Source organism: Hyphomicrobium sp., assembly GCF_019753045.1.
Taxonomy (GTDB): Bacteria; Pseudomonadota; Alphaproteobacteria; order Rhizobiales; family Hyphomicrobiaceae; genus Hyphomicrobium_B.
In genome coordinates this window covers 188,415-213,491 of the sequence record NZ_JAIELN010000012.1, presented here as the reverse complement: position 1 = coordinate 213,491, position 25,077 = coordinate 188,415, and the positions used below count along the sequence as shown (strand labels likewise).

Annotated in this window: 23 protein-coding genes; 13 read left to right on the top strand and 10 right to left on the bottom strand. The window is 60.8% G+C overall.

Going from position 1 to position 25,077, the window contains the following annotated elements:
• Positions 1-13: 13 nt before the first annotated feature.
• The 4 genes from K2Q04_RS15090 to glyS all read left to right on the top strand — a co-directional run bounded on the left by K2Q04_RS15090 (position 14) and on the right by glyS (position 3,932).
• On the top strand, positions 14-223 hold the full coding sequence (locus tag K2Q04_RS15090; protein ID WP_092868399.1) for a hypothetical protein: 210 nt from the start codon (positions 14-16) through the stop codon (positions 221-223).
• 149 nt (positions 224-372) lie between these two features.
• Positions 373-1,323: a glycine--tRNA ligase subunit alpha gene (locus tag K2Q04_RS15085; protein WP_291165420.1), complete on the top strand. Its 951-nt coding sequence runs from the start codon at positions 373-375 to the stop codon at positions 1,321-1,323.
• Positions 1,320-1,700, top strand: coding sequence for a hypothetical protein (locus K2Q04_RS15080; RefSeq protein WP_291165418.1), 381 nt, complete (start codon positions 1,320-1,322; stop codon positions 1,698-1,700). The genes K2Q04_RS15085 and K2Q04_RS15080 overlap by 4 nt, the downstream gene beginning before the upstream one ends.
• Before the next feature lie 141 nt (positions 1,701-1,841).
• Positions 1,842-3,932 carry a glycine--tRNA ligase subunit beta gene (gene glyS / locus K2Q04_RS15075; RefSeq protein WP_291165417.1) on the top strand — a complete coding sequence of 697 codons (2,091 nt, stop codon included), beginning with the start codon at positions 1,842-1,844 and terminating at the stop codon, positions 3,930-3,932.
• Positions 3,933-4,007: 75 nt separating this feature from the next.
• On the opposite strand, the gene K2Q04_RS15070 is transcribed toward glyS, so the two are convergent.
• The 4 genes from K2Q04_RS15070 to K2Q04_RS15055 all read right to left on the bottom strand — a co-directional run bounded on the left by K2Q04_RS15070 (position 4,008) and on the right by K2Q04_RS15055 (position 8,212).
• Positions 4,008-4,313, bottom strand: a complete 306-nt coding sequence (locus tag K2Q04_RS15070) for a hypothetical protein (protein WP_291165416.1) — start codon at positions 4,311-4,313, stop codon at positions 4,008-4,010.
• Positions 4,314-4,483: 170 nt separating this feature from the next.
• Positions 4,484-6,385 carry an ABC-F family ATP-binding cassette domain-containing protein gene (locus tag K2Q04_RS15065; RefSeq protein WP_291165414.1) on the bottom strand — a complete coding sequence of 634 codons (1,902 nt, stop codon included), beginning with the start codon at positions 6,383-6,385 and terminating at the stop codon, positions 4,484-4,486.
• 41 nt (positions 6,386-6,426) lie between these two features.
• Positions 6,427-6,777 (bottom strand): DUF3147 family protein, encoded by a 351-nt coding sequence (locus K2Q04_RS15060; protein ID WP_291165412.1) that lies wholly within the window; start codon positions 6,775-6,777, stop codon positions 6,427-6,429.
• Between the two features lie 4 nt (positions 6,778-6,781).
• The gene (locus tag K2Q04_RS15055; protein ID WP_291165410.1) at positions 6,782-8,212 is read right to left on the bottom strand and encodes a GYF domain-containing protein; all 1,431 of its coding nucleotides are present in this window, start codon (positions 8,210-8,212) and stop codon (positions 6,782-6,784) included.
• 239 nt (positions 8,213-8,451) lie between these two features.
• On the opposite strand from K2Q04_RS15055, the gene ndk reads away from it, so the two are divergent.
• Together ndk and K2Q04_RS15045 are read left to right on the top strand one after the other, a co-directional pair.
• Positions 8,452-8,874, top strand: coding sequence for a nucleoside-diphosphate kinase (gene ndk / locus K2Q04_RS15050; RefSeq protein ID WP_291165408.1), 423 nt, complete (start codon positions 8,452-8,454; stop codon positions 8,872-8,874).
• Between the two features lie 55 nt (positions 8,875-8,929).
• Positions 8,930-9,445, top strand: a complete 516-nt coding sequence (locus tag K2Q04_RS15045) for a DinB family protein (protein WP_291165406.1) — start codon at positions 8,930-8,932, stop codon at positions 9,443-9,445.
• 181 nt (positions 9,446-9,626) lie between these two features.
• Here K2Q04_RS15045 and K2Q04_RS15040 read toward each other — a convergent pair whose 3' ends face one another.
• From K2Q04_RS15040 to purN, 3 genes are all read right to left on the bottom strand, one after another.
• Positions 9,627-9,821: a hypothetical protein gene (locus tag K2Q04_RS15040; protein ID WP_291165404.1), complete on the bottom strand. Its 195-nt coding sequence runs from the start codon at positions 9,819-9,821 to the stop codon at positions 9,627-9,629.
• Between the two features lie 384 nt (positions 9,822-10,205).
• Positions 10,206-11,567 carry a cytochrome P450 gene (locus K2Q04_RS15035; protein WP_291165402.1) on the bottom strand — a complete coding sequence of 454 codons (1,362 nt, stop codon included), beginning with the start codon at positions 11,565-11,567 and terminating at the stop codon, positions 10,206-10,208.
• Between the two features lie 195 nt (positions 11,568-11,762).
• Complete coding sequence (gene purN, locus K2Q04_RS15030; protein ID WP_291165400.1) at positions 11,763-12,416, bottom strand: phosphoribosylglycinamide formyltransferase; 654 nt, start codon at positions 12,414-12,416, stop codon at positions 11,763-11,765.
• A 220-nt stretch (positions 12,417-12,636) separates the two neighbouring features.
• Here purN and K2Q04_RS15025 point away from each other — a divergent pair, with 220 nt between their 5' ends.
• Positions 12,637-13,956, top strand: coding sequence for a glycosyltransferase (locus K2Q04_RS15025; RefSeq protein ID WP_291165398.1), 1,320 nt, complete (start codon positions 12,637-12,639; stop codon positions 13,954-13,956).
• Positions 13,957-13,963: 7 nt separating this feature from the next.
• On the opposite strand, the gene K2Q04_RS15020 is transcribed toward K2Q04_RS15025, so the two are convergent.
• Both K2Q04_RS15020 and K2Q04_RS15015 read right to left on the bottom strand, forming a co-directional pair.
• Positions 13,964-15,067, bottom strand: coding sequence for a glycosyltransferase family 1 protein (locus tag K2Q04_RS15020; RefSeq protein ID WP_291165396.1), 1,104 nt, complete (start codon positions 15,065-15,067; stop codon positions 13,964-13,966).
• A 193-nt stretch (positions 15,068-15,260) separates the two neighbouring features.
• Complete coding sequence (locus K2Q04_RS15015; protein ID WP_291165394.1) at positions 15,261-15,518, bottom strand: hypothetical protein; 258 nt, start codon at positions 15,516-15,518, stop codon at positions 15,261-15,263.
• A 263-nt stretch (positions 15,519-15,781) separates the two neighbouring features.
• Here K2Q04_RS15015 and K2Q04_RS15010 point away from each other — a divergent pair, with 263 nt between their 5' ends.
• The gene (locus tag K2Q04_RS15010; RefSeq protein WP_291165392.1) at positions 15,782-17,623 is read left to right on the top strand and encodes a methanol/ethanol family PQQ-dependent dehydrogenase; all 1,842 of its coding nucleotides are present in this window, start codon (positions 15,782-15,784) and stop codon (positions 17,621-17,623) included.
• 138 nt (positions 17,624-17,761) lie between these two features.
• Here the strand turns inward: K2Q04_RS15010 and purM are convergent, their stop codons facing one another.
• On the bottom strand, positions 17,762-18,889 hold the full coding sequence (purM, locus tag K2Q04_RS15005) for a phosphoribosylformylglycinamidine cyclo-ligase (RefSeq protein WP_291165391.1): 1,128 nt from the start codon (positions 18,887-18,889) through the stop codon (positions 17,762-17,764).
• Positions 18,890-19,111: 222 nt separating this feature from the next.
• Here purM and K2Q04_RS15000 point away from each other — a divergent pair, with 222 nt between their 5' ends.
• The 5 genes from K2Q04_RS15000 (at position 19,112) to K2Q04_RS14980 (ending at position 25,077) form a co-directional block, all read left to right on the top strand.
• On the top strand, positions 19,112-20,248 hold the full coding sequence (locus tag K2Q04_RS15000; RefSeq protein ID WP_291165389.1) for a DUF2066 domain-containing protein: 1,137 nt from the start codon (positions 19,112-19,114) through the stop codon (positions 20,246-20,248).
• Between the two features lie 194 nt (positions 20,249-20,442).
• Entirely contained in the window at positions 20,443-20,997 is a 555-nt protein-coding gene (locus K2Q04_RS14995) for a CDP-alcohol phosphatidyltransferase family protein (RefSeq protein WP_291165387.1), read from the top strand.
• Between the two features lie 51 nt (positions 20,998-21,048).
• Positions 21,049-22,134, top strand: coding sequence for an AI-2E family transporter (locus tag K2Q04_RS14990; protein WP_291165385.1), 1,086 nt, complete (start codon positions 21,049-21,051; stop codon positions 22,132-22,134).
• Positions 22,135-22,142: 8 nt separating this feature from the next.
• Positions 22,143-22,817 carry a DnaA/Hda family protein gene (locus tag K2Q04_RS14985; RefSeq protein WP_291165383.1) on the top strand — a complete coding sequence of 225 codons (675 nt, stop codon included), beginning with the start codon at positions 22,143-22,145 and terminating at the stop codon, positions 22,815-22,817.
• A 94-nt stretch (positions 22,818-22,911) separates the two neighbouring features.
• Positions 22,912-25,077 (top strand): RNA degradosome polyphosphate kinase, encoded by a 2,166-nt coding sequence (locus K2Q04_RS14980; RefSeq protein ID WP_291165382.1) that lies wholly within the window; start codon positions 22,912-22,914, stop codon positions 25,075-25,077.

The window sequence follows — 25,077 nt, the reverse complement described above, 5'->3', positions numbered from 1 at the left end:
GGAGGGCCTCGTAATGCCCCCAGTCATGTTTCTAGCGGTCGTAGGATTAGCAGGGTTTGCCGGCTACCGGCTCCTGTCCGCCTTGGCGCGCAATGCCCAGTCCGGCACCCGGAAGGCTGACCAGGCCATGCGGCGTGCGGCAGCGCACGTGCGCGACCTCGGAAATCTCGAATGGGACGAAGCCGCAGGCGTTTACCGGCCGCGCGCACAATCAAAAGACTGAGAATTACTATCATCCAAAGCCAAGTCGCTGCGGGCTGAAGCCGTGCTTGCGCGCGGTGCATGAAAGCCCCATTACCGCTTCTCCGAGCGTGACAAGGTGCCGTTAACGCGTATATTGCCCGCGAATTAAGCCCGAACGAGCAAAAGACAATGCCCCAAACGACGGTTTCCACCAGGGCCGCACGGCTCCAAGCGTTGCGCCCCAAAGAAGCCTTTCAGGACCTCATTTTGACGTTGCAGAGCTTCTGGAGCGCCCAGGGCTGCGTCATCCTCCAGCCCTACGACATGGAGGTGGGGGCGGGCACCTTTCATCCGGCAACGACATTACGCGCGCTCGGCCCGAAATCCTGGTCCGCCGCCTACGTGCAGCCCTCGCGCCGTCCGAAAGACGGCCGCTACGGGGAAAACCCGAACCGGCTGCAGCACTACTACCAGTTCCAGGTCATCATGAAGCCGTCTCCGGCGAATATCCAGGAGCTCTATCTCGCGAGTCTCGAGGCCATCGGCATCGATACCGCGCTGAACGATGTTCGCTTCGTCGAAGACGACTGGGAAAGCCCGACGCTCGGCGCCTGGGGTCTCGGTTGGGAGGTCTGGTGCAACGGCATGGAAGTATCGCAATTCACCTACTTCCAGCAGGTCGGCGGCTTCGACTGCAATCCGGTCGCTGGCGAGATCACCTACGGTCTTGAGCGGCTCGCCATGTACGTTCAGGGCGTGGATCGCGTCTACGATCTCAATTTCAACGGCCGCGACGATGACAAGCGCCTGACGTACGGCGACGTCTTCCTGCAGGCCGAGCGCGAGTACTCCCGTTTCAACTTCGAGCACGCCGACACCGAGGTGCTGCTTCGCCATTTCAAAGACGCTGAGGCCGAGTGCAAAGCATTGCTCGAGGCCGGGGCGAACGGTGGCGAGGAGCACTTGCTCGCGCTTCCCGCCTACGATCAATGCATCAAAGCGAGCCACATCTTTAACTTGCTCGACGCTAGGGGAGTGATTTCGGTCACAGAGCGTCAGAGCTACATCCTGCGCGTCCGGGACATGGCGAAAGCCTGTTGCGCCGCGTGGCTAAAGACAGAAGGAGGAGGACGCGCATGAATGACACGACCCTCGGCATAATTGCGACTGCCGTGCCGCTACTCGTTATCGGCTTCTTCATCCTGCGGCGAATGCCCTGGATCTTGGCGTTTTTCGTAGCTCTCGTCGCCGTCGGCACCGGTTACCTCCAGACGACCGGCGCGACGCGAGACATCGGCCATAAGGTCAGAGCGGCGCTTCCTGCGGGCATCCTGCCGGCACACAAGCCGACTGCAGACGAAGGTGCGGCCATGAAGGCGGAAACACCGCCGCCCGCGCCCGCAGCTGAGCCTGCCCCGGCAGCTCCTGCGCCAGCAGCTCCGGCGGCGGCACCGGCACCCGAAAGCACACCGGCTCCAGCTCCGGAAACTCCGGCGCCGGAGAAGACCAATCCTTAACGGCTTACTCTCCCCGTTGCGTCACGCAATGGGGAGAGGCCTCTGGTGAGGGGCCGCTAAATGCGGCCTGCATCTCTCCCCCTCGCCCCGCTCTTTCCTGTATGACGGGACGAGAGCCATTTTCACCGAGATCGATCTTGCATGTCTGAACTTCTACTTGAGCTCTTGTCGGAGGAGATTCCGGCGCGCATGCAATCGCGCGCAGCGGAGGATTTGAAGCGCCTCGTTATCGACGGCCTCAAAGCGCGCGGTCTCGACGTCGGCGAAGCGCGTAGTTTTTCAACGCCGCGGCGGTTGGCGCTCGTCATCGAGAATGTTCCCCAAGGCTCTCCCGCCATCTCGGAAGAAAAGAAGGGTCCGCGCGTCGGCGCTCCGGATCAGGCTGTGCAAGGCTTCCTGAAGTCCGCAGGCCTCGCGTCGATCGGCGACGCGACGATCGTCAAGGACGCGAAGAAGGGCGACTATTACGTCGCCAAAATTGAGAAGCCCGGCCGCCCTGCGCCCGAGATCATCGCTGAGACGGTGATGGACGTCGCAAACAAATTCCCGTGGCCGAAATCGATGCGCTGGGGGTCGTCGCCCTTCCAGTGGGTGCGCCCCTTGCAGTCCGTGCTCTGCTTGCTCGGCGGCAAGGTCGTGCCGTTCGAAATCGCAGGCCTGCCCACAGGCAACGAAACACGCGGCCATCGCTTCCTCGGACCGGGACCGTTCAAGGTCAAGAACTTCGACGAATACGAAGAGAAGCTCTTCGCGCATCACGTGGTGCTCGATGCCGCGAAGCGCGCAGCCACGATCTCCGATCAGGCGCATGCGCTCGCCAAAGAAGCAAAGCTCGAACTCGTCGCGGACGAGGCGCTGCTGGCCGAGAACGCGGGTCTCACGGAATGGCCGGTCGTGCTGATGGGCGCATTCGACAAATCCTTCCTGGAAGTGCCGGGCGAAGTCCTGATGACGTCGATGAAGACGCATCAGAAGTGCTTCTCGCTGCGCGATCCGAAGTCGAAGAAGCTCGCCAACAAATTCCTGCTCGTGTCGAACCTCGTCGCGACAGACGGCGGCGCGCAGATTGTCTCGGGTAACGAGAAGGTCATCCGCGCGCGTCTCTCGGACGCCAAGTTCTTCTGGGACCAGGATCTGAAGCACCCACTCGGCGAAATGGCGGGCAAGCTCGCGGGCATCACCTTCCACGAAAAGCTCGGAAGCCAGAAGGATCGCGTCGATCGCATCGAAGAGTTGGCATTCGAGCTCGCAGGAGCGTGCGACGCCGATCCGCAGGACGCACGCCGCGCTGCTGGTCTCTGCAAGGCGGATCTCGTGTCCGAAATGGTCGGCGAATTCCCAGAGCTTCAAGGTCTGATGGGCCGCTACTACGCGGAGCACGTCGGCACCAAGCCGGAAATCGCCCGAGCCATCGAACTGCACTACAAGCCGAAGGGCCCGACCGACATCGTGCCGCGCGAAGACCAGGGCGACGCCGTCGCCGTCGCCGTTGCCGTCGCGCTCGCCGATAAGCTCGATACCCTCGTCGGCTTCTGGGCCATCGATGAAAAGCCGACAGGATCGGGCGACCCTTATCAGCTCCGCCGCGCCGCGCTCGGCGTCATCCGCATCGTGCTGGAGAATGATCTGCGCGTTCCGCTCGGCAAGCACATAAAACAGGGCCTTGCTCTACAGAAGATCACTGTAAAATCCGCCTCAGGATTAGCCGATGACCTTCTCGCCTTCTTCGCCGATCGTCTGAAGGTCTTCCTCCGCGAACAAGGCAAGCGCCACGATCTCATCGACGCGGTGTTCGCGCTCGGCGGCCAGGACGATCTTGCGCTGATCGTCCGCCGCGTCGAAGCGCTCGACGCATTCCTGAAATCGGACGACGGCGCAAACCTGCTCGCCGGCGTCAAGCGTGCTGCGAACATCCTCGCCATCGAGGAGAAGAAGGACAAGAAATCCCACGCCGGTCCCTACGACCTCTCGCTCCTGACGGAGAAAGAGGAAGTCGCGCTTGCAGCCGCTATCGAGGCGGTGAAGCAGGATACGGTCGGTGCGATTCAGGTCGAGAATTTCGCAGGTGCCATGCGCGCGCTTTCTGAATTGCGGGGGCCCGTCGATCAGTTCTTCGACAAAATTCTCGTCAACGTCGCCGATCCGAAATTGCGCGAGAACCGTTTGCGGCTCCTGTCTGAAATCCGCGCCGCGACGCTGACCGTCGCCGACTTCTCGAAGATCAGCGGATAAAAAAATGTCATCCTCGGCTTATGCTGAGGATGACCTAATCGATCTGCGATGTCAGACTAAAAACGCGAACGCCGATCAGTTCTTGACGGCCGCTGTCTCGGTGGCTGGAAGCATCGCAAATTTTGTCGGCGCCGTAATTGTCCCGCCTGATCGCGCGACCGGCTGCGTCGTCGTCGCGAAATAGTTCGGACCGGCGACGGCATGGAGCCAACGAACGGTGATGTTGGCCGCATAAGCAAACGTGATGATCGCGATTACGACCGCAATCGAGAGCATCGCGACATAAGCAAGGTATTCAGAAACCACCAACTTTGCGCTCGCGGCGTGCGCGCGAGGCTGGTTCGTGCGATTGAGCGGGTGATAGACGAATTTTTGCTGCATGGCTGTTCTCTACTAGCGCAGTAACGCGGGGGCACTGGACCTGCGCGACATCTGAACTTCTAGAAACTCAAATGGGTTCCGAATCCCGTTTCGTCCAGATGTGGCCAGATGTGGAAAGTCGCGGCGAATTCGCCCAAACCGCGATGACGCGGGGGCGCTGAACTTGCCGTCTAAGCTTCGACTGCGGCGGATGCGCCTTCGTAGTCCTCTGTTGCAGCGAGCCAGGCATCTTCCGCAGCCTGCAGCTCACGGACCAACTGACCGCGCTTCAATGCGGCAGCCTGCGCACGCGGAGGATCGGCGCTGTAAATTTCCATATCTCCGAGCACCGCATCGAGAGCGGCAATTTCTTTCGTGAGCTTATCGACCTGCTTCTCGGCGGCGACCATTGCCTTTTTCAAAGGTGCGAGCTCGGCCCGCTTCTCGGCCGCCGCGCGGCGCTGGTCGGTGCGAGATGAACGGCCGTCCGCACCACCTTCGTCGCGCCGCTCTGAAGTCCGCGCGCCGCGCTCCTCGAGCAGCAGCGAACGATAAGTATCCATGTCTCCGTCATATGAGGACACGGCACCGTTGCGCACGAGCAGGAGCCGATCCGCAGTCGCTTCGATCAAATGCCGGTCGTGGCTGATCAGAATGACGGCGCCGTTGTATTCCATCAGCGCGTGGATCAGCGCTTCGCGGCTGTCGACGTCGAGGTGGTTCGTCGGCTCGTCGAGGATCAGCACATGCGGGCCATGGAACGCAGTGAGCGCCAGCAGCAGTCGCGCCTTCTCGCCACCCGAAAGTTTCGCACACGCGGTATCCGCCTTATCGGCGCTGAAGCCGAACGTGCCGAGCTTGGTCCGCCGTTGCGCCTCGGTGGCGTCCGGCATCAGCTTCAGCATGTAGTCGTAAGGCGTCGCATTCGGCAGCAAATCGTCGAGCTGATGCTGCGCGAAATATCCGACCTCGACCTTCTGCGCGCCGAACACATTCCCGGACAGCGGCTTGAGGCGCGACGCAATCAGCTTCGCGAGCGTCGACTTGCCGTTGCCGTTCTGCCCAAGCAGCGCGATGCGATCATCGTTGTCGATGCGAAGGTCGATACCGGAAAGAATAGGCCGCTCCGCCTCATAGCCGGCGCTCGCTTTTTCGATGCGCAAGATCGGGCTCGCGATGATCTTCTGAGGATCGGGAAAGTGGAACGGCACGACCCGGTCGTCGACTTGCGCAGCGATCGGCTGCATTTTCGCGAGCGCCTTGACGCGGCTCTGCGCCTGAGCAGCCTTGGTCGCCTTCGCCTTGAAGCGATCGATGAAGGCCTGCAAATGCCGGCGCTGCTCGTCCTGCTTTTTCTTCAGCTTCATTTCGAGGCGCTGCTTTTCGCGGCGCGTCTCCTCGAAATCATCGTAGCCGCCGGAATAAAGCGTCAGCTTGCCCCGATCGAGATGCATGATCGTCGACACGGCGCGGTTAAGGAGATCGCGATCGTGGCTGACGATCAGCACGGTGTGCGGATAGCCCTTCAAATGGTTTTCGAGCCAGAGCGTGCCTTCGAGATCGAGGTAGTTCGTCGGCTCGTCGAGCAGCAGAATGTCGGGCTTCATGAACAATATCGCGCCGAGCGCCACGCGCATGCGCCAGCCGCCCGAGAATTCCCGGCATGGACGCCGCTGCGCTTCCTCGTCGAAGCCGAGGCCGGAGAGAATGCGCGCCGCACGAGACGGCGCCGAGTGCGCGTCGATGTCGGTCAGCCGCATTTGGATTTCGGCGATGCGCTCGGGATCTGTGGCGTGCTCGGCTTCCGCCAGCAGGCTTGCCCGTTCCGTATCGGCGGAAAGCACCCAATCGATGAGGCTCGCATCGCCGCCCGGAGCCTCCTGCGCGACATGGCCGAGGCGGGCATTTCGCGGAATGGAAATCGACCCGTCGTCAGGCGCGATCTCACCTTTCAGCAGCCTAAGCAGCGTCGTCTTGCCCGCGCCGTTGCGCCCGACCAGCCCGACCTTATGGCCCGACGGAATGGCGGCCGTCGCCGATGCCAGGATCGGTTTGCCTTCGATGCGATAGGTGAGATCGTTGATATGAAGCATAGGCGATGCGGATAGCCGGTCCGCTGCGTCCTGTCACTGGGTCAGAGAGTTACGCCAAAGCGCGCCAGAAGCAGGGACATGAGCGTGTAGGCAGCGAACGTCGCGGCGCAGGCAATCGCGAGGCTCAGCCAGAAATCGAAGCCCCGCGCCAGTAACAGGGGCAAAACGATAAACAGCACGAGCGACGGCAGCACGTACCAAAAGATGTTGTAGGAAAGGCTGGCGACCTTGGCGGCGTCGCCGGTTTCACCATAAAGCCAGATGAATGCCAAAAGCGAGGTGAGCGGCAGAGACGCGAGTATGCCGCCGAAAAGCGTTGAGCGCTTTGCCACTTCGGAAATCGCTACCACCAGAACCGCGGTCACGAGAACCTTGATCCCGGTGTAAAGCATCGCGTCAGCCCGATACCACAGGCTTCAACGTTTCGAAGAGCAGCCGGTCGCGGACCGCTTTGTCCTGCACCGCGAGGTGCGCGACGAACCAATCCTGCACCATCTTGCAGACCTGCTCCGGCTCGCGCTTCGCAAGCAGTTTCGGGTTCGAAAAGACCTGCAGATCTTCCTCTTTCCAGCCGAGCTTGCTGAGCTCCTTGATCAGGAGGTCGTAATCGCTCTTCACGGCCGAGTCATGCTTGACCGGAGCCTTGGTGCCTTCCGAGATGGCTTCGAAGATCGCGCCGGCCTGTGCGTTGAGGGCGGTCGCCGTCTCCGGATGCTCCATCATCTGCACGACGGCCGGGCTCGTCTCGCCTTTCGAAATGAAGCCGAAGCAGGCGCTGACGCTCTGCTGTCTGAGCGACTTCAGGTGATCGAGGAAAGCCTGCGCGATTGCCTGCAGCCTGTCCGAACTCGCGAGCAAAGCCTTCTCGGCATTCTTCCGCCGGAGATCGACAAGACCCTGCGCCAACAGAGCGGCGACTTCGTTATCGGACTTGTTGTCGGCAACGAGCTTGTTCGCATCTCCAATCTGAGAGGTGTACCAGCTCGGGTATTCTTTCTTGATCAGCGCCCACACAGCTACTTTTTGCAGGCGTTGATCGAGCGGCGAACCATCGACCCCCGTTGAGGGCGCAGCGACCGGCGGTTGCGTATCGATAGCCGCGACTTGCGTCGGAGCGTTCGATGTATCGGCGGCAGGCGCGGGATCGGGTTGCGGCGAGGGCGTCGATACGGACGCGGTCGTCGTCTCGCCCGGCGGCGGGGATGGCGGGCCGCTTATGACGTCGTTTGCGCTGGGCGCCGCCGATGCGGTGACGGCCGCTTGCTCGGCGGGCTGAGCGCCCGTCGTCTGCGTGTCTGCAAGCGTGTTCGTGGCGTGCGCGTCGGGCGGGGCGGAAACGATCGGCGCGTTGTCGGCCGATGTACCGGCGGAAGAACCTGAAACCATTTCAGAGATCGGGCCGCGATACGTCGCAAGCGCAAATGCGCCGCCCCCGATGAGCGTAACGGCAACGCTGGCAAGCGCCAGGCGCTTTACGATGCTGCGCTCTGGCCGCGCCGCCACTTCCTGTGCGTAGTCGGCCCCGTGGGCGTCATGAGGAGGCGGAGCAACATTGGAATAACGCGCCGGCTGATTGAGTGTGCTCGGGCTTGGCGACTGCGAGCGGGCAGGAGCTGGCTTTGGTTCCTCACCGAGTGCTTCGAACGCGGTCGGAAAAACGGTTGGAGCCGATTGCCACTCGGGCATACCCGGCCGCCAGATGAGATCGCTCAAACGAAGATAATTGTGCGCGACAAACGTGCGCATTTCGACGTCAGTCAGCGGCCCGTGCTGCTTACCGTCGCGGGCGATATACCACTGAATTTCGTTGGCCTGTACCGTCATCATCGCTTCTTCGCACACGTAGGCGTCAATGCCTAACCTCCCGACCGTGCGCTTTGCGCCGGCCCACACTGTTCATACGCAATTGCGCCCGTCAATCGGGCGATTATGCGGTAAACCAAGACTTTTACGTGCGACGTGCAACCGATTGCTTCGAAGCGACCACGTCGGGCGCTTGCTGCTGGCTGTTCGCATCGCTATAAGCCCGCTCACCCCACATAAAATCCGCAAAGCGAGACAGACTTATGGCCATCGAACGCACGTTTTCCATTATTAAGCCGGACGCAACGCGCCGCAATCTCACCGGCAAAATCAACGCCGTGATCGAAGATGCCGGCCTGCGTATCGTGGCTCAGAAGCGTGTACGGTGGACCCGTGCGCAGGCTGAGAAATTCTATGAAGAACACAAGGCGCGGCCATTTTACGGCGAACTCGTAGATTTCATGACATCCGGCCCCGTCGTTCTCCAGGTTCTGGAAGGCGAAAATGCCATCGCGAAATACCGCGAAGTCATGGGCGCAACCGACCCGAAAGAGGCGGCAGAGGGCACGATCCGCAAGCTTTTCGCCGAATCCAAGGGCTCGAATTCGACGCACGGATCCGACAGCGCCGCTGCTGCCGATCGCGAAATCACCCTCAATTTCCGCCTCGATGAAATCGTCGGCTGAACGATAAGAAGTCGGCCGCTCTCGTTCGGATCATAACGCTCGGAGAAGACGGCCGATGATCTCGCCAAACTATGTTCGCACGCTGGCGCGCTATAACTCTTGGCAAAACGCCAATGTTTACGGCGCGTCCGAAGAACTGAGCGACGCGCAGCGCAAAGAGGATCGAGGCGGATTCTTCGGCTCGATCCACGCCACCCTGAACCATATCCTGTGGGCCGACCAAACTTGGTTACACCGGTTCAGTGCTTGCCCGCCCCCTGCGAAAGCGACCATACCCGATGGCCTTTCGCTCTTTGAGCACTGGGACGCGCTTAAGGAAGAGCGCATTCGTTTCGATGGCATCATCCAGAAATGGGCGGATGGACTCGAGCCTTCGGCCCTCGAAGGTGATCTGACTTGGATCTCGGGGGCGACGGGCCGCGAGATAACCCGGCCCAAGGCCCTACTCTTCACGCACCTCTTCAATCATCAGACCCACCACCGCGGACAGGTACACGCTCTGCTGACGGGATTTGGCATCAAGCCGGGCATCACTGATATGCCCTTCGGAGAGAACATCTACGCCGGCTGAACTCTGCTGAACTCTTCTGCGCTTGGCGGCCGGCGCTCCGGAGGAGTGTCGCCAAGCGCCACTAAGTCTTGGCTCGGCGGCCGGCTCCACGAAGAGGGAGTTGTTGAGCGCAATCACCTCTACTCCGCGCTCGGCGGCCGGCTCCCCACAGGGGAGTCGCCGAGCGCAATCAAGAAGGCTATCAGGCGGCTGCGACCCAGCTCCCGGCGACAAATCCGAATGCAACGGCATCGGGATTGCGACGCGCGGTTTCAAGAAGCTGCTCAGGTGCTTCGACTTCGACGGCGGCCGATGCCTGGCCTTTTGATTTGCGAGACTTCGCACCCGTCAATAAAAAAACGGGCTTTCCTAGCACTACGGTTCGCACGGACTCCATGGTGGGGGCCTCCTGGAGTTGGAACGTATGTGAATGTCACTGGGGGAAGTGACGACGAAATATCCTATTAAATCGCTAACGTGCCGCCAATATGACAGCATTAACTGTCGTTGAATACCGGGCCGGTTCGCATTTGCGAGGGCTGCACAACCCGATTCTGCATTTCATCGAGCAACTGGAGCGCTGAAGAGCCCGCCAATACGCTGTGGATGGCCTGTGGAAAACGCCTCGTCGCCCACTTCGACCCACAAACTTCAAATCGCGTTTCACGAAATTTCGATTCGCTCACGAGAGGCCATCGCGCGCGTCGTCTAGCCGCCGGAACAGAAAAAGGCCGGAACGCTGATCCCGGCCTTCTCCCAAATCGCTTACGTTCAGCTGGACTCAGCTGAGCTCTCGAATTTTGAAGGGCAGCCCGCCCTTCGGCGTCAATGTCACGGTTGCATTGAGGCCCGCGGGGTACTTGCCCACGTACTCCGGCCGGAAACGGCGAAGCAGCAGCGACAGCGCCAGCGTGTTTTCGACCTGGCTCATTGCGCCGCCGATGCACGACCGCTTACCAGCGCCGAACGGTATGTAACTGTATTTGACCTGCTTCTTCGCATTGCCCGCCATCCAGCGTTCCGGCTGGAAGGACTCAGGGTCGGGCCAGAATTTCGCGTTGTGATGGGCGCCGTAAGCGAAGAGCGTCACCCGGTCGCCCGGATTGATCTTAACGCCACCGATCTCGTCTTCCGCCTGAGCGACGCGGATCAAGCCCCATACGGGCGGATAGATCCGCATCGTTTCCTGGATCACCGCGCGCGTATAGGCGAGACCCGAGTAATCGGCGGCAGTCGGCTCACGGTCACCGTAAACCTGTTCGCCTTCGCGGCGAATGCGCTCGGCAGCCTCTGGCCGCCGTGAGATCTCGTAAAGCGCCCAGGCAAGCGTCAGCGCCGTCGTCTCGGTGCCGGCCCAGAGGTATTGCTTCAGTTCGTCGACCGCCTGATCGCGATCGAACTCCGGAACGGAAGGATCGGCCACAGCAGCTTCGATCATCTTGAGAAGCGTCCGCTCTCGGTCTTCGCGCGGATCGGCTGCGATGACGGCCGGCGGAACGCTCGCCCAGACTTCCATGGCCTTGGCAGGATCGACTTCGGTCATTTCGAAGACTTCGCCGGCTTGTTTGCGCAGGCGAATGTCACGATGGTTCATCACGTCCGTATAGGTCTTCACGCATTTGAAGACGACGTGAGGATTGAACGGCATGTCGCGGTCGAACAGTGCCTTGCAAATCATGTCGGCCGCGAGCGTCCAGGTCTGCTCGACCATTTCGACCGTATCGCCGGACTTCGCGAGCTCGCTCCAAAGGTCCATCTTCGTCTGGATGGCCTTGAGGAAGTACGGGATGTATTCGGCGAACATGTCCGGATGAAACGCCGGCTGCTGCGGCATGCGGATCTTCTGCCAGAGCGCGCCGTCGTTCGTGATCATCGACTTGCCGAAGATCGGCTTCAGACCGTCGAAATACTTGGTGTAGCTGTCGGCCTTCGTCACAAGCACGTGCTTGAAATACTCAGGCTCTGAAATCAGCACGACACGCTGATTTGCCATGGTAACGGGCAGAACCGGGCCGTAGCGGTCCATCATGTGCATCAAAATGCGCATCGGGTTTTCAGGATCGCCACGCAGCAGCGGCGTCAACTTGAACCAGATGCTAGATTCGTCGCCGAGTCCCAGAGCAGTACTGGGGGTCGTTTCCATTGGCATTTCTCCATTCGGGATCCGGCGGAGCCGTGAGCGTGCGCGCCCGAAGGGCACTTCGAACAGCTCGAGAACTGCGCGCTGCACTTCAGATCGCCGGATCTCCCCTTCCGGAAGTCACAGAATTACCATGGTTCGGGGGGTGGCTGTCCATGCGACGGCCAGTGCAAGGTAACTATCAAAATCGACTGTGTCTCAGATTGCGGGGGAAAACAGCGAGTTCATTTCGCCAGAATGCTGATTTATAGTTACTTTTTCTGGATCATTGGGCACCTGACCTGCGGCGACAAGTCTTAACGCCGCCGGGTAAACCCGATGTTCGATCGCAAGCACGCGCGCCGCGAGCGTGTCGGGACTGTCCCCTGGAAGCACCGGGACTGCCGCTTGGGCGATGATCGGACCTTCGTCCATCTCGGGCCGAACGAAGTGCACAGTGCAGCCCGTAATCTTAACGCCCGCTTCGATTGCGCGCTCGTGCGTGTGAAGTCCTTTGAAGCTCGGCAGGAGTGACGGGTGAATATTGATCATCCGGTCGCGCCAGTGCTCGACGAATGCCGGCGTCATCAGCCGCATGAAGCCGGCGAGCGCGACAAGCTCCACACGGTACTCGTCTAGGATGGCCTGTAACGCGCCCTCGAACGCTGCACGCGAGGGATAGTGTTTGTGATCGAGGACGGCGGTTCGCAGTCCCTGAGCCTTCGCCCAGGCAATACCTGGCGCGTCCGGCCTGTTCGAGGCGACAAGCACGATCTCGGCCGGATAGTCGGCGGCTCGTGAAGCCTCGACAAGCGATTGCATGTTCGAGCCGCGGCCCGAAATCAAAATGGCGGTGCGTTTTTTTGTGCTCATGGCGCGGGTCTAGCAGAGGCCGCCGCGCCGCGCGAGGGTGTCCGCAACTGAGACCTGCCTGCCACGCAGCCGCGCGCTGTTAGCCAACCTTATGCTCAGACGTTGCAGCCAAGATTCACCTACAGCATGGTGGTGGCGATCGGGTTCACGGTCGCCCGAATGGGGCAGGGGAAAAGTCCGCGGCGTTCCCATCGCTGACGGTTAATGCAGTTGGATGGCAATGGCGCGCAGGATTTCTATCCTCACCGTCGGAACGCTCGGCGATGTCGGCCCGATGGTCGCATTGGGCCACGCGCTCAAGGAAGAGGGGTACGAGGTTAGCCTCGCGGTACCCGAAGACTTTCAGGATTTCGTCGAGAAGCAGGGGCTGGAATCGCGCCGCTGCGGGAGCGACTTCTCCAAGTTCATGAAAGACGGGGAAATGGCCGAAGTTGCCGGCCGCCACACCCTCGTGATGATGAGGAAATGGCTTTGGCCGGGCCGCGATATGCGCGCCCTGTTCGAGGGCATCTATCGGGACGCCGTCGCAGCCTCTGCCGACGCCGATGCGATCCTTTTCCACCCCGCGATTTCGGTCGGCGGCGAAATCGCCGAGGCCAAACGTATTCCCGCAATCATGGTCGGCCTCGGCTCCGTTTCGCCGTCGGCGGAAGCCCTGCTTTCGTGCATCCCAGGAACGGGCATACCGGCCTGGAACAGGCATGGCTACTCGGTTCTGGGTTTGCAAAGGCTCGCCTACTTCTCGGTCATCAATGAAATCCGCACGTCACTCGGGCTTCGCCGGACATACAGACTGAAACATCCCCACAAGGTCGATGGCCGGCGCGTGCCGGTGCTCTATCCGGTGAGCCCGGTTCTGCAACCGCGTCCGAATACCGAGGGCGATGAAATCTATTTCACCGGCTACTGGTCGCGCGAACGAGCGAAGGACTGGCGGCCGTCACGCGAACTCGCGGAGTTCCTGTCGGCCGGGCCGCGCCCGATTTATATCGGCTTCGGCAGCATGCCGGCGCTCGGCCTCGAGCGTTCGGAATTGATCTTGCAGGCCTGCGAGGCAGCGGGTCAGCGCGCCATCATCGGCAATGGCCGCGGCGAATTCCACCGGATTGCGCTTTCGAAGAACTTCCATCTCCTCGACGAGTTCGCGCCTCACGAACAGCTTTTCCGCGAGGTCGCCGCAGTCGTCCATCACGGTGGTGTGGGAACGACGTCTTCCGCCCTGCGCGCCGGTCGCCCGAGCTTCGTCTGCCCATTCATGCTGGATCAAAAATATTGGGGACACACCGTCTCTCAACTGGGAGCCGGACCTGACCTCCTCGAAATCCAGAACTGGACGCTGGAGACACTGACGGAGAGAATCCGAGACATCGCAACGAACCCCAAATATGCCGTCCGTGCCGGAGAAATTGCCCGCGCGATGCAGCACGAAAACGGCGCGGCTCACGCCGTCGAAATCATCAGGGGTATCGTCGGCGATCCGTACGGCGATAGCGGTGAGCCCGAAATCGCAGACATTCCGGTCAAAGAAGTCGTTGGCTGATCAATAGCTAACTGGCGGGCCGCGCGCTGGGCTTGATGTGCGGAACGCCGTCTCGAGCCCTGAACAGCCGTCTGCCAAGGCCGGTCGCACGCCGCGCCTGATGAACGTTGGCCAGGAAAATGTTCGCGACACGTGCCCAGTCGCGCTGCATCGCCTGAACGCGGATCTGATCGCGGTCGAGTTTCAGCGCCCCGAGCGCCGCAGCCTTCAGGTCCTCATCGAGATATCCGGTGACGCCGGGCGTCACGACGTCGATCGGCCCAGTCACGGGATAGGCGGCAATGCCGAGGCCCGAGGCCATCGCTTCGAGCAGGACCAGTCCGAACGTGTCTGTCCGGCTTGGAAAAACGAATACGTCGGCGGCGGCATATTCTCGAGCAAGTTCATCGCCGGTCTTCGCGCCTTTGAAGATGACGTCTGAATATTGCCGGCGTAGCGATTCAAGGATGGGTCCGTCCCCCACCACGACTTTCCGCCCCGGCAAGTCGAGCTTCAAAAACGCTTCGACATTCTTCTCGCGAGACACGCGTCCGACGTAGAGGAACGTCGGCTCTGTCTTGTCCGCGGCGGCTCCGCTATCGCAAGCAGGACGCAGTTCAATGCGTGGCTTGAATTGATTTGTGTCGACGCCGCGTCCCCAGAGCATCAGGCGGCGAAAGCCGCGCCGCGACAGATCAGCTTTGAGAGAGGGAGTAGCGACGAGCGTGCCGATGCTTGTCCGATGGAAGCGCCGCTGAAACGCGTAGCTGATCCACGCCGGTAGCCCCGTATAAGTCTCGATGTATTCGGCAAACCGCGTATGGAACGACGTCGTGAAGCGAATGCCGTTGCGCAGACAGACCGCGCGCGTCGCCCACCCGATCGGCCCTTCGGTCGCGATGTGAACGTGGTCGTAGCCGCCGTCGCGCAGGAGCACGGCAATCGATGACCGACGAGCCAGAGCCAGCCTGATTTCGCGGTAACCGGGGCACGGAAGCGTCGCGAAATCGAGAGGCGACAGGATGGTGACGGTGTGACCCGTCGCTTCGAGTTCGCGCTTCAGGTTCTCATAGGTGCGCACGACACCGTTGACCTGCGGCTTCCAGGCGTCCGTGGCGATGAGGATTCGCATGACGCTACCTCGATGTTGGGCCGTGATCCCCTAGGGCAGCGGATTGCACGCGACAGCCGGGACCGAGGGAGCACATAACGAGAGGCCGGTTCCGAATCTGGTCCGGTCCCTCCCGCTTCTGACGCTTGCACTTTTCGTTTGTGTGACAGACGAGAAAAAATACCGCAGACGCCTTATCTTAATCATATTCCTGTTAACCGCGGGCGCCCGTGAAGCGTGGGCCGTTAATTCCGGAGATCCGGCGCCAAGTCATGTAGGGGCGAATATCCGTAAATTGCCCGTCCGCGAGCCGGGCCACGGGCGGCGCGTCATAGTCCTGGTGAATGATCTCGGCAACGAACCACCGGTCCGAAAGCAGCGGCTCACCGCTGTCCTCGTACGACCGCTGGGGAACGCGATATTTGATTTCGATAATTTCTCCGACCACAAGGTCAGCTACGTCACCGGACATGTAATTCCTCCGATTGGCGCGTTGATTCCGGCGCAAACTACCCCCGAATTTTTTCAGTTCCGTGGCGTACTTTTGCTCGGTCCGATGCAAGCGGTTAATGCGTGTATTGAGCATGAGCCCGTTCTACGGGCGTCGAGCGCCGCTCGCGCGCGCTTCAGCTTGCCGCCTTTTAAATTTTTCCATTCCACAGCTCTTGTTAGGTCATGTGCTCGCAGTCCGGATTTCGATGAAATCCGGAAAGAGAGCTCGCTCGGAGGTATGGAATGAAGAACTGGCCAAGCGCCATTCGAGGCGTCACGCGGACCCTCGCGATCACCGCCCTGGCGAGCTTCGCGACGGCCGCGCAAGCCAACCGGGACGTGATCGCGCATTCGAACGATCCGGCCGACTGGGCCGTGCAGTCCGGCGACTACAGCGGACAGCGATATTCGAAGCTCGCAGAGATCAACAAAGACAACGTCAAAGACCTCAAAGTCGCGTGGACGTTCTCGACGGGCGTCCTCCGCGGCCATGAAGGCGGCCCGCTTGTCATCGGCGATACGATGTATCTCGTGACGCCATTCCCGAACACCGTGATGGCGCTCGATCTGGCCCACGATCAAAAAATTCTTTGGAAATACCAACCGAAGCAGGACCCTTTCGTCATCGGCGTCATGTGCTGCGACAGCGTCAATCGCGGTGTGCAATATGCAGAAGGGAAGATCCTCGTTCACACCGCCGACACGTCGCTGATCGCGCTCGATGCCAAAACCGGCATGGAGCTGTGGAAAGTGACTGACGATGATCCGAAGAAAGGTGCAACGGGCACTGGCGCTCCGCTCATCGTCAAGGACAAGGTGATCGTCGGCGTCTCCGGCGGCGAATTCGGCGTTCGCTGCTACATCACCGCCTACGACTTGAACTCTGGCTACAAGGTGTGGCGCGCATACGCGATGGGCCCCGACGAGGACGTTCTCGTCGATCCGGAAAAAACGCTCGTCCTCGGTAAGCCGGCAGGAAAGGATTCTTCGCTGAGCACCTGGAACGGCGATCAGTGGAAGATCGGCGGCGGCCCGACGTGGGGCTACATGGCCTACGATCCCGAGATGAACCTCATCTACTACGGAACGGGCAATCCATCGACCTGGAATCCGGTCCAACGTGCGGGCCCCGATGGCAAGCCGATCGATCAGAAATGGGCGATGACGATGTTCGCCCGTGACGTCGATACAGGCATCGCGCGATGGGCCTATCAAATGACGCCGTTCGACCAATGGGATTACGACGGCATCAATGAGCCGATCCTCGCGGATCTCGAAATCAATGGCTTTCCGCGCAAGACCGTGACGCACTTCGACAGGAATGGCTTTGCCTACACCTGGGATCGCGCAACAGGAGACCTTCTCGTCGCTGAGAAATTCGATCCCGCCGCGAACTGGGCGACGTCGATCGTGATGGACAAAAACGATCCCCACTACGGACGCCCGGCCGTCGTGAAAAAATATGCGCCGTTTGAAACGGGTACGGACGAAACGACGAAAGGCATCTGCCCGTCGTCCCTCGGCTCCAAAAACCAGCAGCCTGCTTCCTACTCTCGGGCGACGGGGCTCTTCTACGTTCCGATGACGCGGATGTGCATGGACTACGAGCCGTTCAAGGTTTCCTACACGGTTGGCCAGCCCTACGTCGGCGCAACGCTCACGATGTATCCGGCGCCCGACAGTCAAGGCGCAACCGGCGGTCTCATCGCTTGGGACGGCGCGAGAGGAAAGATCGTCTGGTCAAAGCCCGAACGCTTTGCAGTCTGGTCGGGCGTGCTGACGACGGCCGGCGGCATAGCTTTCTACGGAACGCTCGAAGGCTATTTCAAAGCTGTCGACCAGAAAGACGGCACGGAATTATTCAAGTTCAAGACGCCGTCCGGGATCGTCGGTAATCCCATGACCTATACCCACGGCGGCAAACAGTACGTTGCCGTGTTCTCCGGCGTCGGCGGCTGGGCAGGCATCGGTCTCGCAGCCGGTCTCACCAATCCGGACGACGGGTCAGGCGCAGTCGGCGGCTTCGCAAGCCTCGCCAACTATACGAGCGTCGGCGGTTCGCTGACCGTCTTTTCGTTGCCCTGAACAAACCTCTACAACGCCTCCGGCCGGCGCGCGGAACGCGTGTCGGAGGCGTCAATCAAAAAGCCCGGCTCCCGGAACGCGTGTCGGAAGCGTCAAGCAAAAAGCCCGGCCCGCGGAACGCGCATTGAAAGCGGCAAGCTAAAACATAAGCTTTCCTTCGTACTTGACGGCCCAGGCTTCGCCTTTGCCCTTTGCCTCTGACTTTTCGCCCGTTGGCGGGATGACATCGCCGATGATCATCGGCTCTTCGCCGGCAGCTTTGAGCTTTGCGATCACGTCGTCGACTTTCGCTTTCGAAACGACCGCGATCATGCCGATGCCGCAGTTGAACGTCCTGAGCATTTCGGCGGGCTCGATGTTGCCGGTCTTGGCGAGCCACCCAAAAACACGCGGCACATCGAACGATGAAAGATCGATGCGAGCGGCCATGTCTTTCGGCATCACGCGAGGCACGTTCTCCGAGAGTCCGCCGCCGGTGATATGCGATAGCGCCTTGATCGCGCCGTTCATGCCCGACCCGCCCGTCGCCCGGATAGCGGCGAGAAGCGGTTTGACGTAAATGCGCGTCGGCGTGAGCAACGCTTCCGCCACTGATGTGTTCGCGGCAAACGGGGCAGGTGCATTCCAATCGAGGTGCGCGTGTTCGACGAGTTTGCGTACGAGGCTGTAGCCGTTCGAATGAACCCCCGACGACTTCAGCCCGATCAGAATGTCGCCGACGGCGATATCGGCACGCGGCAAGATTTCATCGCGCTCGACAGCGCCGACAGAGAACCCTGCGAGATCGTAGTCGCCGCTCTTGTAGAGGCCCGGCATTTCGGCGGTTTCTCCGCCGATGAGCGCGCATCCTGCATCCCGGCATCCATCCGCGATCCCCGCGATGACGTCGCGCGCGGCGGCGACATCGAGCTTGCCGACGGCAAAGTAGTCGAGAAAGAACAACGGCTCCGCACCTTGCACGACGAGATCGTTGACGCACATCGCGACCAGGTCGATTCCAATCGTCGAATGACGGCCGGTCTCGATTGCGATTTTGAGCTTCGTGCCGACCCCGTCGTTCGCCGCAACGAGGATCGGATCGCGAAAGCCCGTGCGCTTCAGGTCGAACAGGCCGCCGAAGCCGCCGAGATCCACATCCGCGCCAGGGCGGCTCGTTGCGCGCGCAAGCGGCTTGATGGCCGCGACCAGCGCGTTACCCGCATCGATATCGACGCCAGCGTCGGCATACGTGATGCTCTTATTCGAATTCTCGTCAGCCGCCGGCATTCGTCCTCGTGGGGGAAATTGTGTTGGATGGAAGCCGCGTCCATGAATGGCGCAGTGGGGAGGGCATCGGTTAAACTCACTTTTGCCCCATTGCCAACCCGTGATGGGGGTCGTAGCAGCGACTGGCCCTGAGAGCAACGAAGGGATCGTTGGCGGGGTTCCGCGGTTGCGTATCCTTGCCGGCCATATACATCGCCTGAATACGGGAAACGGGGGATTAAGGTGTCCGTTGGTCGCTGCTTCGCCATTGCCATAGCCAGCTGGACGGCGGCTGTTGGGCTCGACACGGCCCCTGCAATCTCGGCGAGCGCAGACGCTGCCTATACCGTCGCGAATTATCCGGTCGAAGCGACCGCGGCCAACGCCGTCGCGGCGAAGGAGCAGGCGATGGCCGACGGTCAGCAAGCCGCGTTCCGCTCCCTTCTGAAGCGGCTCGTGCCGGTGACGGCCTATAAGCGGCTGTCGACCGTCGCAGATCTCAAAGCCGGAGATCTCGTCTCGGGCGTTTCCGTGCGCTCGGAACGCAATTCCGCAACCGATTACATCGCCAGCCTCGACTTCTCGTTCCAGGCCGACGCAGTGCGCTCCGCGCTCTCGCGCCAAGGCATTCCTTATGTCGACCAGCAGGCGCCGCCTGTAACGGTCTTGACCGTCCTGCAGCAGGGCAATCCGCCAACGGCGGGCAGTGATGCTGGCCTATGGCGCCGCGCCTGGACGGGCCTCGACCTGAAACACACGATCACCCCGATAACGATTAAGGATCTGAAGCCGACGATCCGCCCCGATACGGTCAATCAGATGCTCGCCGGCGACGACAACGGCTTGCGTGCGCTCACCGGCGAATATGGAACGGGCCTCGTCGTAATGGCCGTCGCCGAGCCGGACATGGCCTCGAAAAAGCTGACTGTGACGCTCGCCGGACGGGACGCCACCGGTCCGCTGCTGTTGAAACGGACCTACCGCATCTCGGACGGTGATCTCGACTACGCCTCGCAGCTCGCAGCCGTCGTGGCGCTGGGCGTGATCGAGGGCCGCTGGAAGGCCATCAAGTCCGCCCCTCCCGCGCCCGCCTCCCCCGGAGCGGACATGCCCGTCTGGGCTGCCTCGACGGGTGGCAACGGCGAGGACGTGACCCTTCTGGTTGAGTTCTCGAGCCCCGATCAATGGGATCAGATGCGCGGACAACTCCTCGACACTCCGGGCGTCGACGGCCTCAACATCGCCGACGTCACGGAAAGCAGAGCTGACATCACCCTGAAATATCCAGGTGGTGCAAGAAGTTTGGCAAACGCTCTGGGCGCTCGCGGTCTCAGCCTTACCGGCACGAACCAAGGCTGGGTTCTTCGTTCAAGTTATTGAAATAATTTATATATATCTCGATCGCGTCGAGGGCTGTTGCGGCGCGGCGCGCTTGACGCGCTCTTTCGTTGCTGCTGCATTACCGCAGTGCAAAGGAGGATGTTCTCGACGAGACAAACTTCCAAAGGTTAGGGTCGCGCCGCCTAATCGGTTTCAGCTTCACCCAGGCATAGAAAGACGGGGACAGTTTCGGCGTGAGCATTCCAAATCTTATTACGCTCGGCCGGGTCATTCTCGTACCCGTGGTCTTCTGGCTTCTGCTGACGGGCGAACTCCAGGCGGCATTCCTGGCTTTCGTCGTGGCGGGCATCTCCGATGCCGTCGACGGGTTCCTCGCCAAGCGCTTCAATTGGGAGACCGAGCTCGGCGCCTATCTCGATCCCATTGCCGACAAGCTTCTTATCGTCTGCATCTTCATAGCGCTCGGTGTAACGGCGCGTCTGCCATCCTGGTTGGTCATCCTGGTCGTGTCGCGTGACGTGCTGATCGTTATCGCGGTCGTCCTGTCATGGCTGCTCGATCACCCGACGCCGATGAAACCCCTTGCCGTCAGCAAGATGAACACCGTTGCCCAGATCGTGCTTGCCGCCACCGTGCTGGCGGACGAGGGCTTCGGCTTGCGGCTGAAGGGTCCCGTGCAGCTATTGACGCTTCTTGCGGCTGCGACGACGATCATCTCACTTGTTGCCTATTTGCGCGTGTGGCTGAAACACATGACGTTTTACGAAACCACCGGCTCGAAAAGCTGAGCGTTCCGGCGCATGCTTCGGCCTGGCCCCGCGATTTGAGGATCGAACGATATGTATTTTGAGCGGCATGCGCTGTTTTGGACGGCGGCTGCGCTGCTGATCGCCTACATCGTTCAACTGGTTGCGCCGGCGCTCGTCCCATTCGTGATTGGGCTGGCGCTTGCCTATTTCCTCAATCCTGTCGTCGATGCATTAGGCCGTACCGGCATCCCGCGCTGGGTTTCTGCCGTTCTGCTTCTCGCGGTGTTGGTCTGCCTCATCACTTTGATGCTGGTGTTTCTCTTGCCGGTCCTCGCCCAACAGGTGGCCGGCCTCGTCGAGGCGGCCCCGCGAGAAATCGGACGGCTCAAGGTTACGCTTGAGACGGCCGCGCGCGAGAACCTGGGAGTGCGCTATCCGCAGGCCGAAGCCGCCGTTCGATCTGCTCTGGATTCCTTCACATCCTCGGTGCCATCGCTGCTTGGGACCTTCGTGCAAGGGCTGTGGAATCAAAGCACCGCCGCGGTGAACTTCTTCACCGTCGTCCTCATAACGCCGGTCGTCTTTTTCTACGTCGTCAAGGACTGGCCGAAAATGCTGGCCAAGATCGACGCCTGGCTCCCGCGTCACGAGGCGGACCAGATCCGCGCCCTCGCCATCGAAATCGACAGCCGCATCTCCGCGTTCATCCGCGGACAGGGCGTGGTGTGCATCCTTCTCGCACTCTACTACGCGATCGCGCTCAGTTTGGCCGGACTGGACTACGGCTTGCTCGTTGGCATGCTGACCGGCCTCGCCTCATTCATTCCAATTTTCGGATGGTCGCTCGGCGCCCTGGCAGCCATGATCATCGCCTTCATCCAGCACTGGCCGGATCTCACACCGATACTGGTTATCGCGGGTATCATGCTCGGCGGACAGGCGCTCGAGTCCGGGGTGCTGAGCCCCTACATCATCGGCTCCGAAATCGGCTTGCATCCCGTCTGGTTGATCTTCGCGCTGCTGACCTTCAGCTATCTGTTCGGATTTCTCGGCCTCCTCGTCGCCGTGCCGGTTTCTGCCGCAATCGGCGTGCTCGTACGCTTTGCGCTCCGCGCCTATCTCGAGTCATCCGTGTATCAAGGCGAGGTTGAGCTGACCCTGAAGGATAAGCCTTGAATAGCCCCATGACCACGATCCCTGAGCAGCTTGTCTTTGAACTTCCGCACAGAACGGCGATGGGCCTCGAGGACTTCCTTGTTTCAGAATCGAACGCCGCCGCTGTTGCGCTCGTTGATCGCTGGCCGGATTGGCCCATCGGCGCCGCCGTGATCGCTGGCCCGCGCGGAAGCGGAAAAACCCATCTCGCCAACGTTTGGCTGAGGCGGGCCGGGGCTACCCCGTTCGAGGCATCCGCGATCTCGCGTGAGGCTGTCCCGGCGATGGCTTCAGCGGGCGCCCTTCTGATCGAGGACGTCCAGAAGATCACCGATGAGGCGGCGCTGTTCCATCTTTTGAACCTCGTCCGTGAGCAGCGGCTGCAAATTCTCCTGACGACCGAAACCGTGCCGGGGGATTTGGCGATTGCGCTTCCCGATCTGCGCTCGCGGTTGAAAGCCCTGCCGCTCGCGACCATAGAGCCGCCCGATGACGCCCTGCTTCGCGCTGTCCTGGTGAAGTTATTTGCCGACCGTCAGTTGAGCGTCGAGCCGCAATTGGTGGATTACGTTCTCGTGCGGATGGAGCGGTCTATGCTTGCAGCCGAACGGTTCGTCGCAGAGGCAGATCGCCGTGCACTCGTGCTGCAGCGCCGGGTAACGCGCCCCATTGCCGCTGCAACGCTCGACGTACTCGGCTACTAATCGTCTTATACTGAGGATTAAGACACCCACGCGTCATTTGGGTGTAATCTAACACCCACATGTCTCGACCGTATTTCGGAGCAATCCCCCTAAGATGGCCACCGCGAAAAGCAGAAGCAAAACCGATGTCGATCTCGTTCCGCAAGGGCCGGAGCGTTTCTACAACCGCGAGCTGTCTTGGCTTCAGTTCAACCGGCGCGTCCTTGAGGAAGCGGGCAACGAACATCATCCGCTTCTTGAGCGTCTGCGCTTCCTATCGATAGCGGCGGACAACCTCGACGAATTCTACATGGTTCGCGCAGCCGGTGTTTATGGCCAGATCCGTGCCGGCATCACGACGCTGTCGCAAGACGGCTCGACGCCGATGCAGCAGCTCGCAGCGATCAACAAGTTCGCGACGGGCCTTGTCGCCGATAAGCAGGCGAGCTGGCGTACGATCAAAACCGAACTCGCAGGCGCCGGTCTTTTTGTGTTGCAGCCCGACGAGCTGACGGACGCGCAGCGCGATTGGCTCGAGCGTCTGTTCATGACGCACATCTTCCCGATCCTCACGCCGATCGCAGCCGATCCCGCACATCCGTTTCCGTTCATTCCCAACAAGGCGATGACGATCGTCGTCGAGATGGTCCGCCCGATCGATGGCAAAGCGATGAACGGGCTTATACCCATTCCCGCTCAGCTGGAGCGGTTCATTCGCCTTGAAGCGGAGCCCGACAAACCGAAGGAAATTCGGTTCATCCAGCTCGAATACGTCATCGGCATGTTTTTGACCGAGCTGTTCTCGGGCTTCGAAATCAAGAGCAAAGGTACGTTCCGCGTCCTCCGTGACAGCGACATCGAATTGCAGGAAGAGGCGGAAGACCTCGTTCGCTCCTATGAAAGCCAGCTGAAGCGGCGCCGTCGCGGCAATGTCATCAGGCTCGAAATCGAAGCCAAGATGCACGAACGCTTGCGCAAGTTCGTCATCGACGAACTCGAGGTGCGCGAAGAAAGCGTTTTCGTCAAAGAAGGCATCCTGGCCCTCGCCGATACCTCGCAGCTGATCGTGCCGGACCGGCCGGATCTTCTCTTCAAGCCCTTCACGATCCGCTTCCCCGAGCGCATTCGCGAATTCAGCGGTGACTGCTTCGCAGCTGTCCGTAACAAAGACATCGTCGTCCACCATCCCTACGAGAGCTTCGACGTCGTCGTTCAATACTTGCGCCAGGCCGTCGCTGATCCGAACGTGATGGCGATCAAATGGACGCTCTATCGAACTTCGCGCGATAGCCCGATCATTCAGGCGCTGAAGGAGGCGGTCGAAGCGGGTAAGTCCGTTACCGCCGTCGTCGAGCTCAAAGCCCGCTTCGATGAAGCAGCAAACATCCGCTGGGCGCGCGACCTTGAAAGCGCGGGCGTTCACGTCGTCTACGGGTTCACCGAACTGAAGACGCACGCCAAGCTCGGCCTGATCGTCCGCCGCGAAGGCACCGAGCTGACAACGTACTGTCACATCGGCACCGGCAACTATCATCCGCAAACCGCGCGCGTTTACACGGACCTGTCGCTCTTCACCACCGATCCGGCGATGGCGCGCGACATCACCCGAATTCTGAATTTCGTGACGGGCTACGGCGAACCGGTTGAACTCGAGTGCATGGCGGCAAGCCCGCACGGCATCCGCAACCGGATCATGACGCACATCGCCGAGGAGATCAGAAACGCCAAGGCCGGAAAGCCGTCCGGCATCTGGTGGAAGATGAACTCGCTCGTCGACGCTCAGATCATTTCGGCGCTCTATGACGCAAGCAATGCCGGCGTGCCGATCGATCTCGTCGTGCGCGGCATCTGCTGTCTGCGCCCGGGGATTCCGGGGCTTTCGAGCAACATTAGGGTGAAAAGCATTATCGGGCGCTTCCTCGAGCATGCCCGCATTTACTGTTTCGCCAATGGTGAGGCCTTGCCTTCGGCCAAGGCCGCCGTCTACATCAGCTCCGCCGACATGATGCCACGCAATCTCGACCGCCGCGTCGAGGCACTGGCGCCCGTCAAGAACCCGACTGTGCACGAACAAGTGCTCGCTCAGATCATGGTTGCGAACTTGAAAGACAATCAACAGAGCTGGCGGATCAATTCCGACGGTAGCTCGACTCGGATTCAACCGGGTCCCGGTGAGGAAGCCTTCAATGCGCACAAGTACTTCATGACCAATCCTTCGCTTTCGGGACGCGGGCAATCTCTCAAGGAGAGCTTCCCGCAACGTTTCCGCCAGCCCGGTTGA

What these genes read in the sequence shown, in the direction of transcription:
- K2Q04_RS15035 (WP_291165402.1), bottom strand. Translation starts at nt 11,567, where the DNA reads ATGGAAACGACCCCCAGTACTGCTCTGGGACTCGGCGACGAATCTAGC.
- purN (WP_291165400.1), bottom strand. Translation starts at nt 12,416, where the DNA reads ATGAGCACAAAAAAACGCACCGCCATTTTGATTTCGGGCCGCGGCTCG.
- K2Q04_RS15045 (WP_291165406.1), top strand. Translation starts at nt 8,930, where the DNA reads ATGATCTCGCCAAACTATGTTCGCACGCTGGCGCGCTATAACTCTTGG.
- purM (WP_291165391.1), bottom strand. Translation starts at nt 18,889, where the DNA reads ATGCCGGCGGCTGACGAGAATTCGAATAAGAGCATCACGTATGCCGAC.
- K2Q04_RS15010 (WP_291165392.1), top strand. Translation starts at nt 15,782, where the DNA reads ATGAAGAACTGGCCAAGCGCCATTCGAGGCGTCACGCGGACCCTCGCG.
- K2Q04_RS15090 (WP_092868399.1), top strand. Translation starts at nt 14, where the DNA reads ATGCCCCCAGTCATGTTTCTAGCGGTCGTAGGATTAGCAGGGTTTGCC.
- K2Q04_RS15015 (WP_291165394.1), bottom strand. Translation starts at nt 15,518, where the DNA reads ATGTCCGGTGACGTAGCTGACCTTGTGGTCGGAGAAATTATCGAAATC.
- K2Q04_RS15070 (WP_291165416.1), bottom strand. Translation starts at nt 4,313, where the DNA reads ATGCAGCAAAAATTCGTCTATCACCCGCTCAATCGCACGAACCAGCCT.
- K2Q04_RS15025 (WP_291165398.1), top strand. Translation starts at nt 12,637, where the DNA reads ATGGCGCGCAGGATTTCTATCCTCACCGTCGGAACGCTCGGCGATGTC.
- K2Q04_RS15020 (WP_291165396.1), bottom strand. Translation starts at nt 15,067, where the DNA reads ATGCGAATCCTCATCGCCACGGACGCCTGGAAGCCGCAGGTCAACGGT.
- K2Q04_RS15085 (WP_291165420.1), top strand. Translation starts at nt 373, where the DNA reads ATGCCCCAAACGACGGTTTCCACCAGGGCCGCACGGCTCCAAGCGTTG.
- K2Q04_RS15040 (WP_291165404.1), bottom strand. Translation starts at nt 9,821, where the DNA reads ATGGAGTCCGTGCGAACCGTAGTGCTAGGAAAGCCCGTTTTTTTATTG.
- glyS (WP_291165417.1), top strand. Translation starts at nt 1,842, where the DNA reads ATGTCTGAACTTCTACTTGAGCTCTTGTCGGAGGAGATTCCGGCGCGC.
- ndk (WP_291165408.1), top strand. Translation starts at nt 8,452, where the DNA reads ATGGCCATCGAACGCACGTTTTCCATTATTAAGCCGGACGCAACGCGC.
- K2Q04_RS14985 (WP_291165383.1), top strand. Translation starts at nt 22,143, where the DNA reads ATGACCACGATCCCTGAGCAGCTTGTCTTTGAACTTCCGCACAGAACG.
- K2Q04_RS15060 (WP_291165412.1), bottom strand. Translation starts at nt 6,777, where the DNA reads ATGCTTTACACCGGGATCAAGGTTCTCGTGACCGCGGTTCTGGTGGTA.
- K2Q04_RS14980 (WP_291165382.1), top strand. Translation starts at nt 22,912, where the DNA reads ATGGCCACCGCGAAAAGCAGAAGCAAAACCGATGTCGATCTCGTTCCG.
- K2Q04_RS15065 (WP_291165414.1), bottom strand. Translation starts at nt 6,385, where the DNA reads ATGCTTCATATCAACGATCTCACCTATCGCATCGAAGGCAAACCGATC.
- K2Q04_RS15055 (WP_291165410.1), bottom strand. Translation starts at nt 8,212, where the DNA reads ATGATGACGGTACAGGCCAACGAAATTCAGTGGTATATCGCCCGCGAC.
- K2Q04_RS15080 (WP_291165418.1), top strand. Translation starts at nt 1,320, where the DNA reads ATGAATGACACGACCCTCGGCATAATTGCGACTGCCGTGCCGCTACTC.
- K2Q04_RS14990 (WP_291165385.1), top strand. Translation starts at nt 21,049, where the DNA reads ATGTATTTTGAGCGGCATGCGCTGTTTTGGACGGCGGCTGCGCTGCTG.